General features: G+C 32.9%; 20 protein-coding genes. 2 read left to right on the top strand and 18 right to left on the bottom strand.

Features of this window, described 5'->3' with window-relative positions:
* Positions 1 to 431: 431 nt before the first annotated feature.
* The 17 genes from Q9969_RS03960 to rfbD form a co-directional block, all read right to left on the bottom strand.
* Positions 432 to 2,423, bottom strand: coding sequence for a CoB--CoM heterodisulfide reductase iron-sulfur subunit A family protein (locus tag Q9969_RS03960; RefSeq protein ID WP_305514212.1), 1,992 nt, complete (start codon positions 2,421 to 2,423; stop codon positions 432 to 434).
* A gap of 297 nt (positions 2,424 to 2,720) precedes the next feature.
* Entirely contained in the window at positions 2,721 to 3,626 is a 906-nt protein-coding gene (locus tag Q9969_RS03965) for an AEC family transporter (RefSeq protein WP_305514214.1), read from the bottom strand.
* A gap of 63 nt (positions 3,627 to 3,689) precedes the next feature.
* On the bottom strand, positions 3,690 to 4,625 hold the full coding sequence (gene radA, locus Q9969_RS03970) for a DNA repair and recombination protein RadA (RefSeq protein ID WP_294998331.1): 936 nt from the start codon (positions 4,623 to 4,625) through the stop codon (positions 3,690 to 3,692).
* A 20-nt stretch (positions 4,626 to 4,645) separates the two neighbouring features.
* Positions 4,646 to 7,243, bottom strand: coding sequence for an OB-fold nucleic acid binding domain-containing protein (locus Q9969_RS03975; RefSeq protein ID WP_305514220.1), 2,598 nt, complete (start codon positions 7,241 to 7,243; stop codon positions 4,646 to 4,648).
* Positions 7,244 to 7,399: 156 nt separating this feature from the next.
* On the bottom strand, positions 7,400 to 8,803 hold the full coding sequence (locus tag Q9969_RS03980) for an undecaprenyl-phosphate glucose phosphotransferase (RefSeq protein ID WP_305554702.1): 1,404 nt from the start codon (positions 8,801 to 8,803) through the stop codon (positions 7,400 to 7,402).
* A gap of 52 nt (positions 8,804 to 8,855) precedes the next feature.
* Positions 8,856 to 9,713 (bottom strand): glycosyltransferase family 2 protein, encoded by an 858-nt coding sequence (locus Q9969_RS03985; protein WP_305514224.1) that lies wholly within the window; start codon positions 9,711 to 9,713, stop codon positions 8,856 to 8,858.
* A gap of 12 nt (positions 9,714 to 9,725) precedes the next feature.
* Positions 9,726 to 10,685, bottom strand: a complete 960-nt coding sequence (locus Q9969_RS03990; protein ID WP_305554705.1) for a glycosyltransferase family 2 protein — start codon at positions 10,683 to 10,685, stop codon at positions 9,726 to 9,728.
* Between the two features lie 5 nt (positions 10,686 to 10,690).
* A complete protein-coding gene (locus tag Q9969_RS03995; RefSeq protein ID WP_305514227.1) occupies positions 10,691 to 11,647 on the bottom strand; it encodes a glycosyltransferase in 957 nt (318 codons plus the stop codon).
* Between the two features lies 1 nt (position 11,648).
* On the bottom strand, positions 11,649 to 12,737 hold the full coding sequence (locus Q9969_RS04000; protein ID WP_305514229.1) for a CDP-glycerol glycerophosphotransferase family protein: 1,089 nt from the start codon (positions 12,735 to 12,737) through the stop codon (positions 11,649 to 11,651).
* A 6-nt stretch (positions 12,738 to 12,743) separates the two neighbouring features.
* Positions 12,744 to 13,022 (bottom strand): hypothetical protein, encoded by a 279-nt coding sequence (locus tag Q9969_RS04005; RefSeq protein ID WP_305514231.1) that lies wholly within the window; start codon positions 13,020 to 13,022, stop codon positions 12,744 to 12,746.
* A gap of 1 nt (position 13,023) precedes the next feature.
* Entirely contained in the window at positions 13,024 to 13,290 is a 267-nt protein-coding gene (locus tag Q9969_RS04010; protein WP_305514233.1) for a hypothetical protein, read from the bottom strand.
* Positions 13,291 to 13,504: 214 nt separating this feature from the next.
* Entirely contained in the window at positions 13,505 to 14,512 is a 1,008-nt protein-coding gene (rfbB, locus tag Q9969_RS04015) for a dTDP-glucose 4,6-dehydratase (RefSeq protein ID WP_305554708.1), read from the bottom strand.
* An 8-nt stretch (positions 14,513 to 14,520) separates the two neighbouring features.
* Complete coding sequence (gene rfbC / locus Q9969_RS04020; protein WP_305554711.1) at positions 14,521 to 15,078, bottom strand: dTDP-4-dehydrorhamnose 3,5-epimerase; 558 nt, start codon at positions 15,076 to 15,078, stop codon at positions 14,521 to 14,523.
* Between the two features lie 4 nt (positions 15,079 to 15,082).
* Positions 15,083 to 15,949, bottom strand: a complete 867-nt coding sequence (rfbA, locus tag Q9969_RS04025; protein ID WP_305554714.1) for a glucose-1-phosphate thymidylyltransferase RfbA — start codon at positions 15,947 to 15,949, stop codon at positions 15,083 to 15,085.
* A 9-nt stretch (positions 15,950 to 15,958) separates the two neighbouring features.
* The gene (locus Q9969_RS04030) at positions 15,959 to 16,186 is read right to left on the bottom strand and encodes a barstar family protein (RefSeq protein ID WP_305514246.1); all 228 of its coding nucleotides are present in this window, start codon (positions 16,184 to 16,186) and stop codon (positions 15,959 to 15,961) included.
* A gap of 1 nt (position 16,187) precedes the next feature.
* A complete protein-coding gene (locus tag Q9969_RS04035) occupies positions 16,188 to 16,640 on the bottom strand; it encodes a ribonuclease domain-containing protein (protein WP_305514248.1) in 453 nt (150 codons plus the stop codon).
* Positions 16,637 to 17,476 carry a dTDP-4-dehydrorhamnose reductase gene (gene rfbD / locus Q9969_RS04040; protein ID WP_305514250.1) on the bottom strand — a complete coding sequence of 280 codons (840 nt, stop codon included), beginning with the start codon at positions 17,474 to 17,476 and terminating at the stop codon, positions 16,637 to 16,639. Before rfbD ends, Q9969_RS04035 begins: the two co-directional genes overlap by 4 nt.
* Before the next feature lie 72 nt (positions 17,477 to 17,548).
* On the opposite strand from rfbD, the gene Q9969_RS04045 reads away from it, so the two are divergent.
* On the top strand, positions 17,549 to 18,784 hold the full coding sequence (locus tag Q9969_RS04045) for a nucleotide sugar dehydrogenase (protein ID WP_305554717.1): 1,236 nt from the start codon (positions 17,549 to 17,551) through the stop codon (positions 18,782 to 18,784).
* A 36-nt stretch (positions 18,785 to 18,820) separates the two neighbouring features.
* On the opposite strand, the gene Q9969_RS04050 is transcribed toward Q9969_RS04045, so the two are convergent.
* The gene (locus tag Q9969_RS04050; RefSeq protein ID WP_305554720.1) at positions 18,821 to 20,053 is read right to left on the bottom strand and encodes a DUF2264 domain-containing protein; all 1,233 of its coding nucleotides are present in this window, start codon (positions 20,051 to 20,053) and stop codon (positions 18,821 to 18,823) included.
* Between the two features lie 433 nt (positions 20,054 to 20,486).
* Between Q9969_RS04050 and hacA the strand changes: the two genes are divergently transcribed.
* Positions 20,487 to 21,731, top strand: coding sequence for a homoaconitase large subunit (gene hacA, locus Q9969_RS04055; RefSeq protein WP_305554723.1), 1,245 nt, complete (start codon positions 20,487 to 20,489; stop codon positions 21,729 to 21,731).
* Position 21,732 lies beyond the last annotated feature (1 nt).

Here is a 21,732-nt window from a genome sequence, read left to right on the forward strand (position 1 = left end):
AACCTTTTAGAAACCCTCTTCTAAAAAACTTGTATGCTGTAAATGTTATATGATACATCTTTGAGTTTTGTTTCTTTATTCTGTAGTCTTGTATTTCCATGTTAAAATTAAAAATAAAGAATTTATATGACTTATTAGACAACAACTAAATAGATTCGATGTTACCATAAATTTTGATATGGTTTCTACAAGGTTCAAAAAGAAATAAAATTAATTGCCTACAGCATGATCTTATTAAAATTTCTCTCAACATGCCATATATAATATTTAAATAATAAAATAGAATAGAAGAAACTATTATAAATTTAACACTTAAAATTAATTATAACAATGAAAATAAATTCCAGAATCTATTAATTGGTGAAGATTCAATGGTTTTGAAAAAAAAAAAAAAAAATAAAAAAAGAAATAGAGAAATTTAATCTCTAAATCTATTTACCTAAGTCTTCAAGAGCAGCACTGATTTGTGCCATGATTTGCTCGGTTTTGAAGTGTTGTTGGTTCATTGCACCAGATGGACAAGCACCTACACAAGTACCACATCCTTTACATAATGCGGAGTTAATTTGTGCAAATTCTTTACCACCTACACCGGTTGCGATAGCAATAGCACCGTATGGGCATAATTCAACACATACTTGACAAGCACCACAAATAGTTTCATCGTTAGATGCAATAATAGGTTCGATTTCCACTTCTCCTTGAGCCATTGGGATTGCTGCTCTGGATGCTGCAGCAGAACCTTGAGCTACGGAGTCAGGAATATCTTTAGGACCTTGAGCTACACCAGCAATGTAAACACCGTCTGTTAAAGTGTCAACAGGTCTAAGTTTAGGGTGAGCTTCCATATAGAATCCGTCTGCTGATTTGGAAACACCCAAAGTTTGTCTGAGATCGTCAGATCCTTCGGAGTGTTCGAGACCTACACTTAATACAACTAAATCGTAAGTGTATTCAGTTACCTTACCAAGTAAAGTATCTTCTGCTCTTATAGTTAAGGTTAAATCGTCATTTTCGATTATTTGTGCAGGTTTACCTCTGACAAATTCAATACCATATTTTTCTTGAGATGTTTTGTAGAACTCTTCGTAACCTTTACCGAATGCACGGATATCCATGTAGTAACAAGTTACTTCAGTATCAGGTTCGTGATCAATACATAATTGAGCGTTTTTCATGGAGTACATACAGCACACTCTTGAACAGTATGGTTTACCAATTTGTTCATCTCTGGAACCAACACAGTGGATAAATGCTACACGTTTAGGTTCAATACCATCGGAAGGTTTGATAACATGTCCTCCAGTAGGACCAGATGCATTAATCATTCTTTCAATTTCCATTGCAGTAATAACGTTGGAAAAACGTCCGTATCCGTATTGATAAATTCCAGAAGGATCAAATGGATCGTAACCGATAGCAGCAATAATAGTACCCACTTCTAATTCAATAGTAGATGCTTTTTGGTTGTGATCGATTGCTTCAGGTCCGCAAGCTTGCACACATAAATTACAGTCGATACAGTAATCTTTATCAATAGTTGCACATAATGGTACAGCTTGAGGGAATGGAATGTAAGCAGCTTTTACCATACCTACACCTTCATCGTAGTAGTTAGGTATTTCGATAGGGCAAGCTTCTACACAAGCTCCACATCCGGTACATAAATCTTCATTTACATATCTAGGTTTTTTCTCAACAGTTACTTTGAAGTTTCCGATGTATCCATCAACCTCTTTAACTTCTGCGTAAGAAATTAATTCGATGTTTTCATGTTTTGCACAGTCTACCATTTTAGGTGCTAAAATACACATTGAACAGTCAAGAGTAGGGAATGTTTTATCTAATTGTCCCATTCTTCCACCAATGGTTGGGTTTCTTTCTACCATATAGGTTTTGAATCCCATGTCACCTAAATCTAATGCAGTTTGAATACCGCACACTCCACCACCGATAACTAATGCTTTATTATCTACTGCAACTTTAGTAGCTTCTAATGGTTCGAGTAATCTAGCTTTAGCAACAGCCATACGAGTTAAATCTTTAGCTTTAGCAGTTGCCTCTTCAGGCTGACTCATGTGTACCCAAGAGTCTTGTTCTCTTAAGTTAGCAAATTCAAATAAGAATTTGTTTAATCCTGCTTCTTCTACACATCTACGGAAAGTAGGTTCGTGAAGACGAGGAGAACATGCTGCAACAACAATTCTGTTTAAGTTTTTCTCTTTGATGTCCTCTTGAATCATTGCTTGACCTGGGTCGGAACACATATATTTGTAGTCAGTTGCATATACTACGTCAGGTAAAGTTCTAGCGTATTCAGCAACATCAGGACAGTCGACTACTCCCCCAATGTTCACACCACAGTGACAGACGTAAACACCTATCCTTAATTCTTCATTATTATCTCTTTTTTCTTCTGCCATATTAATTCACCTTGTACAAGTCGTGAAAAATATCTAATATACATAAATTGCAATTTTTAAAAGCAGTTGTAAAAATTTTTACATATTATTAGATATACTAATGTAGTTAATACACATTTATAAAGCTTTCTATAAAAATCTTGGAGTAACCTTTATATATAATGAAAAAAAATAGGATTATTTAAATCTTTAAATCCAAAATTAAAGCTAAATTTAAATTATTAAGTAAAATAAAGAATATTCTTACTTTTTTAATAAAATAAAAAATTTAAGTTAAGATAAATTTTCCATTTTTTGCTAAATTAACATGATTATTATCGGAAGTGTAATCAAAGAGATTACAGTGTTGATCAATATGCAGTCTGAAGTTAATTCATAATCTAATTTATATGTTATTGCAAGCAACAAAGACATCATTCCAGATGGCATGGCCGCTTCAACAATAGAAACATTATACTGTAAGTCAACTAAAGAGATTTGAGAGGCAATAACAAATGCAACTAATGGGAAAAATGCCAATTTAATAACTGATGTGAAAGCAATCATTGATTTAGATCTAGAAATTGCTGAAAAATCAATTGATAAACCTAAAGCAATCATGATTAAAGGAATTGCCCCCTGACCTAAATAATTAGTAGTATTATCAATAACCGGCCCCAGAGAGATATTTAATAAATTAAATCCTAAACCTAAAATTACAGCCCAAAGAGGTGGAAAAAATGTTATTTTTTTAACAGCAGCCTTAACAGTTCCTCCAAATTTTAAGATTAAAACAAAAGACAGCATTAAAAATATAATTAAAGTAGCGATATCACAAAATATTGCTCTTAAAAAACCTTCCTGACCATAAATTCCTAAAGTAACAGGATAACCCATAAATGCAGTATTAGCTATCATTACAGTTACTAAAACACTCCATAATTTGATATCATCTAATTTTAATCGTTTTAAAATGAAATATGAAACTATTCCTGTGGCAAATGAAGATGCTAAAATAACAAATGGCAAAACACCTAATTTTGAAAGTGCAGATATATCGGCAGTATACAATGCATGAAATATCATGCAAGGCAATAAAATATACATTACCACTTTATTAAATGGATCAATGTCTTTTTCACTTAAAAAATCGATTCGTTTAAGGAAATATCCAAGACCAATCATTATAATGATTGATAAAATTGTTACTTCAATTGTATTCATAAATAAATATTAGTAAAAATAATATAAAAAGATTAAGAAAAAAGTTAAAAAATAAAATTAAAATTAACTAACGATACCTTCGCTAGTAATTTTAAATACACATTCCCCTTCAGGCAAATGAGGAGAATCCACTAAACGCGCAATTCTTTTTCCTGCCAATCCTTTTTTAAGCCATATTCTATAAGTAGATGCATGGCCTAAAACGTGTCCTCCAATAGCTTTGGTAGGACTTCCAAAAAAGGAATCAGGTTTAGCTTGAACTTGATTAGTTAAAAATATTGCAACATTGTAAGTATTTGCGATTTGTTGAAGAGAATGTAAATGTTGATTTAATTTCTGTTGTCTTACAGCTAAAGATTCCCTTCCAACATATTCTGCTCTAAAATGAGCCATTAATGAATCCACAATAACTAATTTAACATTAGCTCCACTTTGAATAAGTTCATTAATTTTATCAACCATTAATATTTGGTGTGCGGAGTTAAATGCACGGGCAACATGAATTCTGCTTAATACTTCTTCAGTATCCAATTCAAATCCTTCAGCAATTTGTCTAACTCTTTCTGGACGGAAAGTGTTTTCGGTATCGACAAATACACATTCCCCATCAAGTCCTCCAAGTTCTTCGGGCAACTGAACAGTTACTGCCAATTCATGTGAAATTTGACTTTTACCAGATCCAAATTCTCCGAATACTTCGGTGATGGATTGGGTTTCAATTCCCCCACCAATTAAATCATTGAATTCCTGGCTTCCAACAGTGATGTGTCCTACATCTTTTCTTCTTTCATCTACTTCTAATGCGGTTTCAAAAGTAATATTTTCAGCTCTGCGTGCTGCTTCAATAACTTTTTCTGCAACGCCTTCACCAATTTCTGCTTTTACTGATAATTCTTTTGGAGTAGCGGTAGCTAATCTCATCATATCAGCAAAACCTGCATCTTTTAATTTTTCTGCTGTTTTTTCACCAACACCTGGTAAATCACTTAATTCGACCATAATAATCACTCCTCATTTATTTAATAATATTTTTTCAAGAGTTTTTTAGGATTTAACCTATTTGTTTCAGCATATTCGTCAAAGCTAACATTAGCAATTATTTCAATTGTATATCCCACTAAATCTTCAAGTTTATCTTCGATTCCCAATCCATCTTCCATAAGGGAAACTACTTTCTCTTTATCCATTCCAATAAGTTCTTCAGCTAAATTATCAAAGAAAGTAGCTTGGATTTCACCAGTGTCGTCTTCAATTCTTGTAGGGATCATAAGAGTATAACTCGGTTCATCAAACACATGTCCACAGTTATCACATGAAAATTCATCGCCAGAATCTTCAACACTTGCACGGCAATTTGGACATTTTACAAGTATTGTTTTTTCACTGCTGACTTCTTTGATTTGAGCAGTGATATGGACATTAGTATCATCTTCTAATAATGATTCGATAGATTTAGGAACAAAAATAATTTCCATCAATTCTTCATAAGAAGGTAATTTTTCTAATTCAGATTCACTTGGCTCTAAAATAGTAGTGGCTCCAGATACATTAGCTTCTACACGATTATTTCTATCATTATATCTGAAACGAGGATTTTGCAATTTAATTGCTTGACCTAATTCAAATTCTTTGTTTGCATCATCATTCCATAGAACAACAACAACCGATCCGGTATCATCAGCAATTTCTATATTTTTAACCTGTCCTTCACCATCGTCTCTTTCAAAGGTGCGTACATCAAATATTTCTATTACTCTACCAATGATTATCTTATCCATTTCGTCTTCTTCGACTTCATCAATACTGATGTAGTCATAAAGTGTTTTTTCCAATGATTCTAATTTAGGGATGAACATGGAAGATGCTTCTTCTTCAGATAATCTGATGATTCTGGAACTTCCGCCGATGTTTAAATCTACATTATACATTCCAAGCCTAGTTCTTGCATTTTCAATCCTGTAAGCTTCACCTACCTCATAATCTCCTTGAGCTTTTACATCCCATAAAGATAATCTTACTTTGCCGGATTCATCAGCAAACATTGCTGAACGGACAATTCCTTTATCTCCACTATCTCTTTCAAATTCTCTAGGATCTTCAAGAGACAGGAATCTTCCAACAATATCAATTTCAATACCGTCATCATCCATTAGTTCTATTTCACCAATTTTGGTTGGGCGTAATTCATTTCTTAAATTGTCCAATTCATCAAATTCTTCAGCAGATAAATTTTCAGGATTGATTGTGATTTGAGTATTGAAATTAGTATTCATTGAGTATTGGCTTTGAGTGTATTCATCATAACGGACATCCCCACCAATGATTTTAACAATGTCTCCTTTGCTTATTGGTAAAGCTGTATCATCACCCCAAACTGTTACCCTTATTTCGCCGGTGGTGTCCCGGACATCGAAGTTCCTTAATTTTCCTTCAGTATTATCAGTTTTTCTTGTGAAAATTTTAACATCCTGAAGTCTTGAAACGATACCTTTAATTGAAACATCTTTTTTTTCTCTTAAATCCCCAATAGGACTGTATTCTATATTAATTTCCGGCACATCAAAGTCGCCTGTTATAATTCTGCCATCCCAGTGAGTTAAATTTATTTCAGATTCCCCATCTCTGTTTGCCCTTTCACGAGCCTGAGCTTGGAGAATTTTAATGGTATCTCCATCTTCAAGTTTTAAATCATCAATTAAGTCAACATTTTTATTCCATAATGTATAAGAGATTTGTCCTGAACTGTCTTGTAATTCAAGAGATGCAACTTTTCCTTCTTTTCCGTTTTTCTCATAGCTTCTTATGGTTGGAATTCTAACGATTCTTGCAATGATATTGACTTTCGTATCTGCTTGTATATCTGCAATGTTTGTAATTTCTTCTTCATATACTGGGAATTTAGAAGAATCCTCTTCTAATTTAACAACCGTTGATCTTGGTCTTAAATTTGCCTCAAGGCCTGAATATCCCTCTTTGATATCTACATTTTTAATTTGAATAATGTCTCCTTCTTTAACATGATCAAGTAATTTAATATTTTGAGTCCAAAAAACTGCTTTTAACTCACCGGTGCTGTCCTTTAACTCAACATTGCAAACTTTACCACTTTGACCTTTTCGGGTTTTAAATGATTTTTTGTTTGAAATTGAGATTATTCTACCTGCAACAGTGACATCCCTGCTTCCCTTCTCAAGTTTATCAATAGTATTAACATTAAATTCTGGTTTTTCAGAAATCATTTCATTTTTTTCATCTACTAGTTCGCCAACAACCATGTCGGCCAAACTAACATCTGTCATAAAGGGGTTATGACTTTCTTGCTGTCTAAAATGTTCCATTCTAGAAAAGAATTCATCTTGGGAAAGTTTATCGCTGACCTTATCATATCTTTCTTGAAGATCTTCTGTCATTACATTGGAAGATTCTTCTACTTTATTTTCAAATATTGATGTATCAACTCCGTTGTGATTTTGCACTACCATCTGTGCAGCTCCAAAATCATCAATGAAATCAATGCCGTTATTGTCAGCTTTTAAATTTTCCATTTCTTCTAAGAACTCTTCTTTAGAAAGTTTATCTTTAACTTTTTCGTATTCTTGTAAAATTTTTTCTTGCATACCAAACCCTCATAGAAAAGTTAATTATAATTTTATAATCATAGCGTATATAAAGTATTAGAGAGAGCATTTGAAAAGTATTCCCAATACAATTTTTTTAAAAAATTCAATATAAATATTGGTAAAGTGCACACATGTGCAAATTACACAACAATGCTAATATGCATTAGGATTTTTCTTTAATGCTGTTTTAATCATTATAGCCAGGTCTAAACCCATGTGCCAATTTTCCACATACTCAATGTCATATTCTATGCGCTTTTTGATGGAAGTATCTCCACGGCAACCATGAATCTGAGCCCAACCTGTCAGACCAGGTTTTACTTGGTGTTTGACCATGTATTTTGGAATTGTTTCTTTGAACTGCTCTACAAAATACGGCCTTTCAGGCCTTGGACCCACAACACTCATTTCACCTTTTAAAACATTGAAAAACTGAGGCAATTCGTCAATGCTGGTTTTTCTAATGATGTCTCCAACTTTTGTTTTTCTTGGATCGTCTCTTGTTGTCCATTCAGATTTTTCCTCACTTGGATCTTGCACTTTCATGCTGCGGAATTTATACATCATGAAAGTTTTACCATTATGCCCCATTCTCTCTTGTTTAAATATGACAGGTCCAGGAGAGGTAAGTTTAATCGCAACAGCTGTAATAATCATTATAGGTGATGTAATAATAATTGCTATTATGGAGATAACGTAGTCTGACATGAATTTTAAAAATTTATTAAAATCATCGTCAATGGGAACATAGCGAATGTTGATAATCGGAATATCCTCAATCATGTCAATAGATGGTTGAGCAGGGAAATATCTTATGTAATCCGGAATAATCTCTGCCTTAATTCCTACTTTTTCACAGCTCTCCACTAGTTCATTAATCTTATAATAATATTTTAAAGGAATAGCTAAAACAACCCTATCATAACTATTAGTTTCAAGTATATAGTCTAAGTCTTCAAATGTTCCAATAATCTGACTTCCTTCAATCTCCGCACCAACATGATCTGCCCTTCCCAAGAATCCGCTAATAACAAATCCCAAATATGAATTGTTCCTGATTTTTCTTGCAAATGAAAATGCTAAATCATTATCTCCCACAATCAGGATATGTTTTAAATTACGATGATGAACTCTTAAATTCTTTAAAATACTCCTAATGATGAATCTTTCAATGATTCCAAAGAATGTTGCTATAATCGCCAGTAAAAATAGCATTATTCTTGAAAAATCAGGTTGGTGTATAATAAACAGTATGGAAACCAAAGTGATGAATGCTAAGATATTAACTTTAATAAGTTTAGTGGCTTCTGAGAAAATATTTTTATAAGTTCTGCGAGGTTTATATAACCCAAATGCAAAGTATAAAATCAGATAAACCGGAATAATAGCCAACAATAAAAATAAAGCGTAGCTATAAAAGCCCAAATGACCTCCAATCGGGCCGAATAAAGTAGTTTTAAACCTTAACCAAAGTGAACACACAAGCGATATGGATATCACTAAAACATCAATAAAAACCAATATTACGTTTAATATTCTTTGATTCTCCTTTATCATAATAACTACCAAAAAAACTAGTTTCCAATAATATATATGTAAGAACCATTAATTAACCTTTCTTTTTAAACAAATTTAGAAAAAGTTTTAAACAGCATAAAAAGGCAATTCCCAAATAAACAATCCAATTAATCATGAAAAATGATTCATTAGCATGGTGTTTTTTATAATAAATATACATTGCACGGTAAAACTCATAAATTAATTTGGATTTCTGTTTTTTGCTGCTTGCTCCCTTAAGATGGGTGATTTTAGATTGGCCATGATAAATTATCTTCCAGCCAGCTTGCTTAATGCGATAACACAAGTCAATGTCCTCACCATACATGAAAAATGTTTCATCAAGCAAACCCACCTCATCAAGAGCTGATTTTCTCATGAAGATAAATGCTCCTGTAAGGCAATCGATTTCATAAACTCCATCGTCCGGAAGGTTGGTTAAATTATAGTCATCGCCGCTTGTTTTTGTTGGAATATGAAACAGCCTGAAAAATGAATTTTTGACATTTGGAAAAGACCTTTTGCATGCAAGGTCAAGGTCGCCATTTTCCAAAAGAACCCTGCAGCCACATGCACCTACATCAGTGTGCTTTTCCATGTAATTATAGATATTTTCCAGCGTATTTTCCCATACAATTGTGTCTGAGTTTAGCAGAAGTTGATATTTGCCATTTGCTTGTCTTAAAGCTTGATTGTTTCCTGCTGCAAAACCATTGTTTTCAGCTGATGCAATGAATTTTACCTTATCTGAAAAATAATCCTGCAGGCGAGCCAAGCTATCGTCACTAGATGCATTGTCAACTACAAATATCTCTAAATCAAATGGATAGTCATAATCCATAATAGAATTTATAGTGTTTTTTGTTAGCTCAAAGGTTTGATAATTTACAACTACAACAGAAAGATCCATGAAACTCACTGGCTATTTTTTAATAAATTTGAAAGTGTTGATTATTAGTCTGTATTCTATTTTAAAATAATTTTTCGCATTGGATGATTTGAATTTGACTTTTTTGATTTTGCCTCTAGTGGATAGACCTTCGCGAATGCCTGCCAGGTAAGCTGAACCAAAGCCTTTCTTTATAAAGAATATATATTTTATTAAAAATCCCAAAAACAAAAATATGAAGTTGGCAATTTTCAATGGTATTGGCAGATTTTTATAAACTACCCAAACATTATTTCTAGCGGCTAGCTTTACCTTGAATTCATTATAACGGCTCCCGCTTGTTGCACTTCCAATGTGATATACTATCGCATTTGGACATAAAACATTTTTGTACCCATTAATCCTTGATCTAACTGCAAGGTCCACATCTTCCATATAAGCAAAGAAATTATCATCAAACATTCCAACTTTACCCAATAATGATTTCTTATACATTGCAGCTCCCGCACAGGCTGAAAATATCTCACAAACTTCACTAAATTCTGTGGATTTGTGATTTTCTCCTCTCTTTTTAGTCCATGCAAGTAAATTATACTCGTCTCCAACATCATCGATTAAATCTTTGTTGCTGTATTGAAGCATTTTTGCTTGGGCGGAAAATATTTTATCGTCACTAGACATTAAATCAACCAAAGCCTTAATTGAACCTTCCTTAACTTCAGTGTCGTTGTTCAGGGAAAATATATATTCATATTTAGCTTCACGGATTCCTTGATTGACCGCCGGCGAAAAACCTAAATTTTCACTGTTCTCTATTATCCTGACCGGAAAATTAAATGAATTATTTTTAATGAAATCCAGGCTATTATCGCTGGATCCATTATCCACTATAACTACTTCGCCAATATATTCAAAATCATCATTTAGCGATGCAAAAAAAGTTTTTAGGAATTTTTCCCCATTATAATTCGGAGTGACTACAGAAACCTTCATACTAATCAGATTGAATTTTTTAATTTCATCCACATTTTATAATATAATTTTGGATTTAATAAGAATAACCTTATTTTTAATTTAAATTTGCTATCCCCTTCATATTCAGATAGTTTTTCAAACAAATTTAATTCCTTCATTTTTCCCATCACTTCATCAAAATCATAACCCTTGTGAAAGAAGAAGTTCATATTTCCAAATATTGCTTTTGGAATCCTTGAGGTTATGATTAAATCTGAAAATTCTTGTTTATTGTTATTTTTATAAAATTCAGCCAAATTCTCGAAAACTTTTACAATGTCAAATCGTCTATAGTCAGTTGTGTTAATGGCTGAGTTAGGGTGTTGGACATAATAATAAGTAACATTATTGTTGATGGCGATTTCCCCTCCGTAATTGAGAGCCTTATGGGCAAATTCCGTGTCTTCACCGTAAACAATTCCAGGTGTAAATTTAATGCCATTATCTTTAATTATATCTGATTTATACATCAGTTGGAAAAAATTAAAGGTTATTTGCATATTTAATTCCATTTCAATAAATTCATGAGCTGTGATTAAGTCTTTTGAGTAAGTATCTATACTTTTTAATTCGTCTAGCTCTTTTTTAGCATATAATGTTAAACTAAAGTCTGTCTTGCCATTGTATAAACTTGAAAGGTGATTTTGTGAAATATAATCGTCTGCATCAACAAAAACCAGATAATCCCCATCTGCACCGTCAATACCCCGATTTCTTGCAACGCTGACTCCGGCATTTTCTTGATGGATGACCTTATGCGGTATCCTGCAGTCTTTTAGAGTTTCATTAATGATTTTCAGGCTATTGTCAGTTGAGCCATCATCTATGACAATCATCTCGAAATCATCAAAATCTTGAGAAACAATTGAATTTAAAGTATTGCCTATATATTTTGAAGCATTATAAACTGGAACAATTACACTAACCTTATAATTATCCATTTTACCTTCCTCTATTTAACAAGTAATTAACAATTCGCTCAGATGAATGGCCATCAATTTCATCAAATTGCATCTTAACAAATTCTGATATTCTGCTTTTATCAAAATCACCATCTTTGATTACATCAATTAGTTCATCGGAAGTATGAACAATCGGTCCCGGAACAGTAGTTTCAAAATCATAGTAAAAACCGCGCTCATTGGCTAAATAATCATCTAGATCATAAGTGAAAAAGACAGTAGGCTTATCTAAAACCGAATACTCAATCATTATAGAAGAATAATCAGTTATCAGAATGTCACTGATTAACATCAGCTCCTGCTCACTTTCATAATCGCTGACATCAATATACTGCCCATTAGCTGATATGTCCTTCCCATAGAAGTTTCTGATTTTAGGATGAAGTTTTAAAGCTAAAATATAATCATCCCCCAATTCCTGATTGAATTTCTCCAAATCAAGGTAAGTGAAGACATTGTTGTATTTGGCCTCTTCCCTAAAAGTCGGAGCATAGAGAATGATTTTCTTATCTGAAGACACATCATATTTACTGCAAAAATCCGATTTTAATTGGTCTGCATCATGATTTTCAAAGTAATAGTCCATTCTTGGAAGGCCCAAAGGCTTGATTTTGGTCTTGGATATCTGAAATGCTTCACCGTAATATTCCACAATATTTCGAGAAGTAACAATTAAATAATCAGTTTTTTCAGAAATTTTCCTTAAAATGCCTCTGCTTTTAATATCAACAGATCCTCCGAATTTTTTAGATGCTCCCGGAGCATGCCACAATTGGACAATGATGTTTTTAGGTTTAAATTCCATAAAAGCCAATGCAAAGAAATTGTCATTTAAAAATATATATCTAGAACCTGCTAACTTTTGTAAACTAGAATAGGATAACTTATCCTTATAAAAAAAGTGAAAATCATAATCGCCTTTTCTTTCAAACTCTCTTTTAATATATTCTAAGTTACCTTTAAAAGATTCGCGGGAATCCATAATAAATGAAATTCTGTTTGGCTCAACATAAGTATATCTAAATAATCTAAAGAGTAAACCATAGAGTCTATGTTTTAAATATGACATGATTACCTAAAAAGCTGCTAACAGTTCAGGAAGAACTCCAAGCATCGCCTGAATACCTAAAATGAAAATTGCTAAACCACCAATAAAATTAATAAATCTAGCATATTTCATGGCTATTTTTGTACCAAAAGTTCCGATTAAAAGCCAGCAAATAACAGCTGCAATACTTAACAAGGACAATCCAACTGGATCAACATGTGCTGAAACACCTTGAGCTGCTAAAATTAAGTTTTCAATATTGCCAAAAATTAATAAAGGAAGAAAATTCATTAATTCTGAATCCATACTATTCACCTCTAATGGAAGCAATCATTGCTTGGGCTCCTAAAATAAAAATAGCCAATCCTCCAATGAACTCAATGAAATCAACATATTCAATTAAAAACTGTGTTCCAAAAGTTCCTATAACCAACCACAAAACAACCCAAAAAATACTCGCAATTCCTAATTTAACCGGATTAACACCAGCTACAACACCTTGAGATGATAAAACTAAGTTTTCAATGTTTCCAAATATTATTAATGCTACAAAAGGTAAATATTGTTCCAACATCCAAATCACTATTTCCCAAAAAATAAATTTTAATTTCAAATTAATTATTAAACAATTATAATATATAAAAGTATCTTAAATTTAAGAATAAAAATAGATTTTAAATTGAATTATTTTAAAATGAACAAAAAACAGTATAGCAAATATTAAACAAAACAGCCCAAAAAAAGAATAAAATTGAATATTATAAAAGAGAGGTGTTTCAAATGTAACACTATCCACCCCCATACATCTTTTCATAATATTCCATATATTGACCACTTTTAACTTGAGCCGTCCAATCCTGATTATCCAAATACCACTGAATAGTTTCTTTAATACCTAATTCAAAAGAGTATTCCGGAACCCATCCCAATTCTTGCTGAATTTTACTTGAATCAATAGCGTATCGTCTATCATGGCCTAAACGATCACTAACAAATTCAATTAAAGATTCATCTTTACCTAAAGTTTCAAGAATTAATTTGACAATATAAATATTTTCTTTTTCATTGTTACCACCAACATTGTAAACTTCACCAAGTTTACCATCATGTAAAACTAAATCAATAGCTGTACAGTGGTCATGGACATGTAACCAATCCCTAATGTTTTTTCCATCCCCATAAATAGGCAATTTCTCATCTTCAAGAGTATTTGAAATCATCAACGGAATTAATTTTTCAGGAAACTGATAAGGCCCGTAATTATTAGAACAGCGAGTAATATTAACAGGCAAGTCAAAAGTTTCAAAGTAAGCTCTTGTAATTAAATCCCCACCGGCTTTAGAAGCTGAATATGGGCTGTTCGGTTGTAAAGGAGTAGATTCTACAAAGTATCCTGTTTTTCCAAGCGTTCCATAAACTTCATCAGTGGATATTTGAATATATTTATCGACACCATGTTCTTTTGCTGCATTTAAAAGTACTTGTGTGCCTAATACGTTAGATTTAATAAAGATTTCCGGATTATTTATACTTCTGTCAACATGACTTTCAGCTGCAAAATTAATAACATAATCAGATTTTTTAACCAACTCATCAACAATAGATTTATCTCCGATATCCCCCTTAACAAATGAGTAATTGTTCTTATTTTCAATATCTTTTAAGTTTTCAAGATTTCCACAATAAGTTAAAGCATCTAAATTTATAATATGATAATCAGAGTATTTGTTAACCATATATCTTACAAAATTACTTCCGATAAATCCTGCTCCGCCGGTAACTAAAATATTTGTCATGATAATCACTAATATTTAATATTTACTTGTTTAAATGATTTTAATTTTTTATCTTTCTCGGATAAAATAATCTCATCAATTTCATCCAATGGCCAGTCAATAGCTATATCTTCATCATTCCACATGATTCCACATTCATCTTCGCCATGATAGAATTCTGTACATTTATATAAAAATTCCGCCTCATCAGACAACACCAAAAATCCATGTGCAAATTTCGGTGGAATGTAGAGCTGTTTTTTATTTTCATCAGATAGAATCTCGCCATGCCATTTGCCATAAGTTGAAGAGTCCCCCCTAAGGTCAACGCCAACATCAAAGACCTTGCCCCTAATAACACGAACTAATTTGCCCTGAGGATATTTCAATTGCAAATGCAATCCTCTAAGCACTCCTTTTGATGATTTTGATTGGTTATCCTGAACAAAAGTTAAATCATAACCTGCCTTTTTAAAATCATTTTCATGATACGTTTCCATGAAGTATCCCCTATTGTCTTCAAAAACCTTAGGCTCAACAACAAACATACCCTCTATATCAGTTTTCCTAAATTTAAATTTTCCCATAATATCATCTGTCAGCCAAATCAAATAAGTATTGCCCATAATCTGTCTTTTTAAGCTCATTAGCTGTTTTTAATAGCTGCTTTTCATCAATATAACCCTTGAGGTATGCAATTTCTTCAAGACATGCAATATACAGACTTTGCCTTTTTTGAACAGTTTCAATGAAATTTGCCGCTTCAAGCAATCCTTCATGAGTTCCCGTATCCAGCCAAGCCATGCCCCGACCCAATAATTCCACTTTAAGCTTGCCACGTTTTAAATACTCTTCATTAACAGATGTAATTTCAACTTCACCCCTATCAGAAGGTTTAACATTTTTAGCTATATCAATAACATCATTATCATAAAAATATAGTCCGGGCACTATGTAATTCGATTTCGGTTTTTCTGGTTTTTCTTCAATTGACAGCACATTCCACTCATCATCAAATTCAACGACACCAAAAGCTTCTGGATTATTAGTATAATAACCAAATATTATTGCTCCTTCTCCAATATTGGTCGCCCTTTCAAGTATTTCAGTGAATCTATGGCCATGAAATATATTATCTCCTAAAATAAGCGCAACATTGTCATCACCAATGAAGTCCTCACCAATAACGAATGCTTCGGCAAGCCCATTAGGGTTTTCTTGAACCGCATACTCGAAGTTAATTCCAAGAGAAGATCCATCGCCCAACAAGTCCTTATACATTGGCAAGTCTCTAGGAGTTGAAATAATTAGAATATCTTTAATTCCTGAAAGCATTAAAACTGAAATTGGATAATAAATCATTGGTTTATCATATAGTGGCAATAATTGCTTAGAAACCGCTTTAGTAATAGGATATAATCGAGTTCCGGAGCCCCCTGCAAGTACAATTCCTTTCATAATAATCACCTATATTATTTTAAATTTTAAATAATCATTTTCACTAGCTGCATCTTCAAAAGTGTCTAAAATATCTTTATCAACTTCACTAGCATTAATTAATTCAATTTCACCATCTATCTCACATAAACAATCATATAAAGCATCTAAATTTTTACCATAATAATCTGGAAAATTTAGCGCTTCCATCAAGTAAACATGTCCCTGTCGATTAATTAGTTTGCCATCCAATTGCATTTTAGACCTCTTCAAATGTATTATAATGGTTCTCAGTATAATAGACTTTATAATCTCCAGTATTATAAACTATTCTTTTAGCACCGCGAATGGTTCCATTGGCATCAATATCACATTCAATGTATTTAGAGTCGCTGTCTGGCAATACATGTTGTCTGTTGGTAAACGTGTCTCCACCTATGCTTTTTCCAGGCGCGTATTTTTTAAGCGGTCCACCATGCCAACCCAACTCCCTAGCTTCGCTTTTTGTAATGTAATTGCCAGGGAGCTTGTGAAACTCTTTAATGTATGATGAAACCTCATCAACTGTACAATATTCCCCACCTTCAACTACGCTAACATCACCTGAATCATCACTTCCAAAGTTTAAAAAGTCAAAAAATCCTGCACTTACAGCTGAAATGGAAAATAAAGCAATTACCAATGCAATGATTAAAACTAGTTTCTTATTCATTTAATCAACTCAATATATTCTTTTATAGCTTCTTTATAATCTCTTAAAGGTTCAAATCCCTTTTCTACCCAATTTCTATTTTCTAAAACAGAATAACTTGGCCTTGGGGCTGGTCTTGCATACTCAGATGCAGTAACCGGAATAACATCAACATCAATTTCAGCTATTTCAAAGATATACCTTGCAAATTCACACCATGAACAGCTTCCAGAATTAGTTAAATGGTAAATACCATAATAACCAGTTTCGATTAATTGAGATATTGCTCTAGCCAAATCCAGAGCATAAGTTGGAGTTCCAACCTCATCATAAACAACCCAGATTTCAGAATGCTTTTTAGCTAACTCAAGGATTGTCTTTGGAAAATTCCTGCCGTTGATTCCATAGAGCCATGCGGTTCTTAAAATAAAATATTTATCCAATATTTTTTGAATAGCTTCCTCCCCTTTGAGTTTGCTTTTTCCATAAACACTTAATGGACATATTTCATCGCATTCAACCCATGGACGGGTATTCTTACCATTGAAAATATAATCAGTACTAATATGAACTAAAGCACAGTCAATTTTTCGGCAAGCAAGAGCTAAATTTTTAACTCCATCGCTATTTACACTATATGCAAGCTCTCGGTTTTCCTCACAACCATCAACATTTGTATAAGCAGCTGAATTAATAACAATATCCGGATTATTTTCACAAATAGCATCCATGACTTGTTTTTCATCAGTGATGTCTAATGTTTTTGATGTTGTAAGAATTAATTCATGACTATCACCTAAAACTTCAGCCAAATCATGCCCCAACATTCCATTAGAACCCGTAATTAAAATTTTCATTGTATCACTTAAAACTTTTAATATATTAAAATATATATTATACTTTATATTTATAGAAGGGGAGTTGAAATCATGAAAATATGTATTGTTGGCCAAGGCTATATCGGACTTCCAACAGCGGCATTATTCAGCCGTAACCATTGTGAAGTCCTTGGGGTTGATGTTAATGAAAAAATTATTGAAAACTTGAATAAAGGAATAATTCATATAGAAGAACCGGGAATAGCCGACATTATCAAAAAAGCAGTTGAGAGAAAAATATATGCTGCCAGTTTAACTCCTCAAAAAGCGGATGCATTTATCATAACTGTTCCAACACCATACATTGCTGAAAATTACAGCTGCGATTTAAGTTATGTTATTAATGCATGCGAATCTATTTTACCTTATCTTGAACAGGGAAATACTGTTATTATCGAATCTACAATTGCTCCGATGTCAACAGATGAAACCATTAAACCAATATTTGAAAAGGCCGGATTTACAATAGGCAAAGACCTGTATTTGGCACATTGTCCTGAAAGAGTGCTTCCCGGCAAAATAATTGATGAACTGATCCACAATGACAGGATTATTGGTGGAGTAACTCCTGAATGCGCCATTAAAGCTAGTGAAGTTTATGGCAAGTTTGTTGAAGGAGAGTTAATGCTTACAGAAGCAAAAACTGCTGAATTATCAAAATGTATGGAAAACACTTTTCGTGATGTGAACATTGCACTTGCAAATGAATTAACTAAAATTTGTGCTGAAATTGGTGTTAATACACTTGACGTTATTGAAATGGCCAACAAACATCCAAGAGTAAACCTGCACTCACCAGGTCCCGGTGTTGGAGGACATTGCCTTGCAATTGATCCTTACTTTATTTATGCAAAAGCCCCAAAAACCGCTAAAATTATCAAATTGGCACGCGACACCAATAAATCCATGCCCACATTCGTATGTGACAATGTTAGGAAAATTATTTCAGAAGGCAAAATAGCTGTTCTGGGTGTTTCTTATAAGGGAAATACTGGAGATGACAGGGAAAGCCCGGCTTATGAAATAATTGCTGATTTAAGTAAAGATTATGAAATAGCCATTCATGACCCACATATTGGAAATCCTAATTTTCAAAATCTAAAGGAGGCTACAAAAGATGCTGATTTGATTTTGATTTTATGTGATCATGATGAGTTTAAAAACCTCGATTATGGTTTAATTTCAAAAAACATGTCTGAAACAATAATATTCGATACTAAAAATATAATTAAAGAAGTTCCGGATGAAATTAAATTATTTAATTATGGAAACTTATATGAAATTTAAATAGTGCAAAAAAAAAGTTCCAAATTGGAACTGAAATCAAAAATTAATTGGTTGGTCGGTTTCTATTTGATGGCCACTCCATGCTTTTAGACTACTCCATTCTTCATAAGGTGCGCTCCAAAATACATCATCAGCATTCAAACCTAAAGGCAAGAATACTGTACAACATAGATAAATACTGCCAGTTCCTATATTATTTTCACAAAATTCAAGTTGTGAACCATTAAATCCACAAATTAACCATCCATTAGAGTTAAAATTTTGATTGCCTGAAAATTGTTTTTGCAATACTTTTGTAAGTCCACTTCTAACTTGTCCGGGCGTGATGTTTCTTGGCAATATTTTTAATAATGCCGCCTGTGAAAGTAAGTGAAAAACACCGCAGCGATAAGCCAGGGACTTTCCAACAATTGGATAAGTTCCTTCAGGAGAAATCATTCTTTCTAATTGTGAAGCTAATCTAGAAGACCTCATTAATTGAACATCTAAAAGTTCACCTTCCTGAAGACCGTATTTTCTCATAACAGTTAAAATATCATTAAGCATTGGATGAATAACTAAACTATTTAGATAATTTACCTCAAATTCTTTACCTTCAGAGTATAGGGCATCTCCAAGATAGAAATCGTCTCTAAATTTAGAAATAGCATAGACCAATCTTTCTTTATCGCATTCACCTGTGAATTCCAAAAGTGCTGCTTCAATCATTGATGTATATAATAGCCAATAATTCTCATAAGGTGCTAAAATCCTAGTATTTTTAAGTTCACGGATAATTCTTGCTTGAATATCCATTGGTAAATTAAGCCAAATTTGATTTTTAGCTCTAAGCAAACCTTGAGCAAATAAAGCAACCTCAACTAAAGATTGTTTAGGTTCTACGACAAAAATATAATCATCACTATTTGGATTAACAGCATTTGAAATCGATTTTAATGCTAATTTAATGTATTTTTCACGTGTTTTTCCCTCATCAGAATTGTCAACACCCAATTCTAACCACGGTGCAATCCCATTAAATACACGGGCAAACGCTTCAAGATATGTAAATTTTTGTCCTTCCATATCATTTGATTCATAAGGCATGTTTTTTCTAAGTGTGCCTTTAGATAAGTTATCTAAAACAGGATATGCTATTTTTTGTAATGTTAAAACCCAAAAAATCCTATCTTCCCAAACAGGAAGTTCTTCCTCAATTATATGAGGTTTTTCTTCTTTTTTAAATCTTTTAAAAAATGAGTTGCTCATAAGTAATATATTGTTAAACATTATATATAAACAATCTGTCACTTTGGAGACTGTAAATATGTTGGCTCCCGATTACTTTTTTCAATATCAGGAGTTAATGAAGTAGTGCGTTGATAAATATGCCTATCATGGATTGGAATTTCTTTTTATGTACTTCTGGTGCCGCATTAGTTATTTAATTTTCTATATGGGGTTGGTATTGTCCAATTTTCATTTATGTCATCCATCAGCGAATAAATTTCATGATTCTGTAAAAGCTTTAAAAAAATAATAGATTCAATTTTCAATAATTCAACACATAACATCAAATGGCATTCAATAAAATCCACCACTGAAAAAATAACCTGATGAAAAAAATAAAATCTCAACTAAATTGGCAAAACCTGCAAACATTAAAAAGAATTTATATATCTTGTTAAACAAATACATCTACCATTATTAAGAGGTTTGATATATGCCAACTATGTCTGAAAAAATATTAGCTAGAGCTTCTAAAAAAGAAAACGTGGAAGCTGGAGATATAATTATAGCAAATATTGATGTTGCAATGACCCACGATTTAACTGGCCCTCTTTCTGTTCAATCATTTGAAAAAATTGGAGTTAAAAAAGTATGGGATTCATCAAAAATTGTTATACCTTTTGATCATCAAGTCCCAGCCGATTCCATAGATTCTGCTAATAACCATATTTTAATGAGAGACTTTGTAAAAAAACACAACATTGAACATTTTTATGATGTTAATGCAGGAGTTTGTCATCAAATACTGCCTGAACTTGGCCATGTCGTGCCCGGAGAAGTCATTGTAGGTGCTGATTCGCATACATGTACCCATGGTGCTTTAGGCGCATTTGCAACAGGCATTGGTTCGACTGATATGGCGATGGTGTTTGCTGAAGGCAATTTATGGTTTAAAGTTCCTGAAACTAATAGGTTTAACATTACCGGCGAATTGAAAGACAATGTTTATGCTAAAGATGTCATCTTACATATTATCAGCAAAATGGGCGCCGATGGATCTACTTATAAAGCATGCGAATTTGCTGGTGAAACAATCTCAAATATGAGCATTTCAGATAGAATGGTTTTATGTAACATGGCTATTGAAATGGGTGGGAAAACCGGTTTAGTAGAACCTGATAAAAAAAGCATTGATTATGTTGAAAAACGTTCCAATAAACCATATAAAGTATTTAAAACTGATTCAGACTCCCCATCTCTTAATATAATTGATATTGATGTTAATGATTTAGAACCTCAAATTGCTTGTCCTCACAATGTTGATAATGTAAAACCGATCAGTGAGGTTGACATAGAAATCGACCAAGTATTTTTAGGTTCATGCACTAACGGTAGACTTAGCGATTTAAGAGATGCTGCAAAAATCCTAAAGGGAAACAGAATAGCTAACGGAACTAGAATGTTAGTTATTCCAGCATCAAAAGAAGTCTATACTAAAGCATTAGATGAAGGATTGCTTAAAATATTTGTTGAATCTGGAGCTCTTGTATCTGCTCCTTGTTGTGGTCCGTGTCTTGGAGGGCACACTGGAATAATTGGACCTGGCGAGGTAAGTCTCTCTACATCCAACAGAAACTTTAAAGGAAGACAGGGTTCACCTGAAGGAGAAGTTTACCTGTCTTCAGCAGCGGTTGCTGCCGCTTCTGCTATTGAAGGAAAAATTGTAGCACCGGAGTGAG

The organism is Methanobrevibacter sp. V74 (assembly GCF_963082495.1).
Classification (GTDB): Archaea; Methanobacteriota; Methanobacteria; order Methanobacteriales; family Methanobacteriaceae; genus Methanocatella.

Bases quoted from the DNA above. Each gene is read 5' to 3' on its own strand.
- radA (WP_294998331.1), bottom strand. From the start codon at position 4,625: ATGGTCGAATTAAGTGATTTACCAGGTGTTGGTGAAAAAACAGCAGAA.
- Q9969_RS04000 (WP_305514229.1), bottom strand. From the start codon at position 12,737: ATGTCATATTTAAAACATAGACTCTATGGTTTACTCTTTAGATTATTT.
- Q9969_RS04010 (WP_305514233.1), bottom strand. From the start codon at position 13,290: ATGTTGGAACAATATTTACCTTTTGTAGCATTAATAATATTTGGAAAC.
- Q9969_RS03960 (WP_305514212.1), bottom strand. From the start codon at position 2,423: ATGGCAGAAGAAAAAAGAGATAATAATGAAGAATTAAGGATAGGTGTT.
- rfbA (WP_305554714.1), bottom strand. From the start codon at position 15,949: ATGAAAGGAATTGTACTTGCAGGGGGCTCCGGAACTCGATTATATCCT.
- Q9969_RS04050 (WP_305554720.1), bottom strand. From the start codon at position 20,053: ATGTTTAACAATATATTACTTATGAGCAACTCATTTTTTAAAAGATTT.
- Q9969_RS03985 (WP_305514224.1), bottom strand. From the start codon at position 9,713: ATGGATCTTTCTGTTGTAGTTGTAAATTATCAAACCTTTGAGCTAACA.
- rfbC (WP_305554711.1), bottom strand. From the start codon at position 15,078: ATGGGAAAATTTAAATTTAGGAAAACTGATATAGAGGGTATGTTTGTT.
- Q9969_RS04045 (WP_305554717.1), top strand. From the start codon at position 17,549: ATGAAAATATGTATTGTTGGCCAAGGCTATATCGGACTTCCAACAGCG.
- Q9969_RS03990 (WP_305554705.1), bottom strand. From the start codon at position 10,685: ATGAAGGTTTCTGTAGTCACTCCGAATTATAATGGGGAAAAATTCCTA.
- Q9969_RS04035 (WP_305514248.1), bottom strand. From the start codon at position 16,640: ATGAATAAGAAACTAGTTTTAATCATTGCATTGGTAATTGCTTTATTT.
- Q9969_RS03965 (WP_305514214.1), bottom strand. From the start codon at position 3,626: ATGAATACAATTGAAGTAACAATTTTATCAATCATTATAATGATTGGT.
- Q9969_RS04030 (WP_305514246.1), bottom strand. From the start codon at position 16,186: ATGCAATTGGATGGCAAACTAATTAATCGACAGGGACATGTTTACTTG.
- Q9969_RS03980 (WP_305554702.1), bottom strand. From the start codon at position 8,803: ATGATAAAGGAGAATCAAAGAATATTAAACGTAATATTGGTTTTTATT.
- Q9969_RS03975 (WP_305514220.1), bottom strand. From the start codon at position 7,243: ATGCAAGAAAAAATTTTACAAGAATACGAAAAAGTTAAAGATAAACTT.
- Q9969_RS04005 (WP_305514231.1), bottom strand. From the start codon at position 13,022: ATGGATTCAGAATTAATGAATTTTCTTCCTTTATTAATTTTTGGCAAT.
- hacA (WP_305554723.1), top strand. From the start codon at position 20,487: ATGCCAACTATGTCTGAAAAAATATTAGCTAGAGCTTCTAAAAAAGAA.
- Q9969_RS03995 (WP_305514227.1), bottom strand. From the start codon at position 11,647: ATGGATAATTATAAGGTTAGTGTAATTGTTCCAGTTTATAATGCTTCA.
- rfbB (WP_305554708.1), bottom strand. From the start codon at position 14,512: ATGACAAATATTTTAGTTACCGGCGGAGCAGGATTTATCGGAAGTAAT.
- rfbD (WP_305514250.1), bottom strand. From the start codon at position 17,476: ATGAAAATTTTAATTACGGGTTCTAATGGAATGTTGGGGCATGATTTG.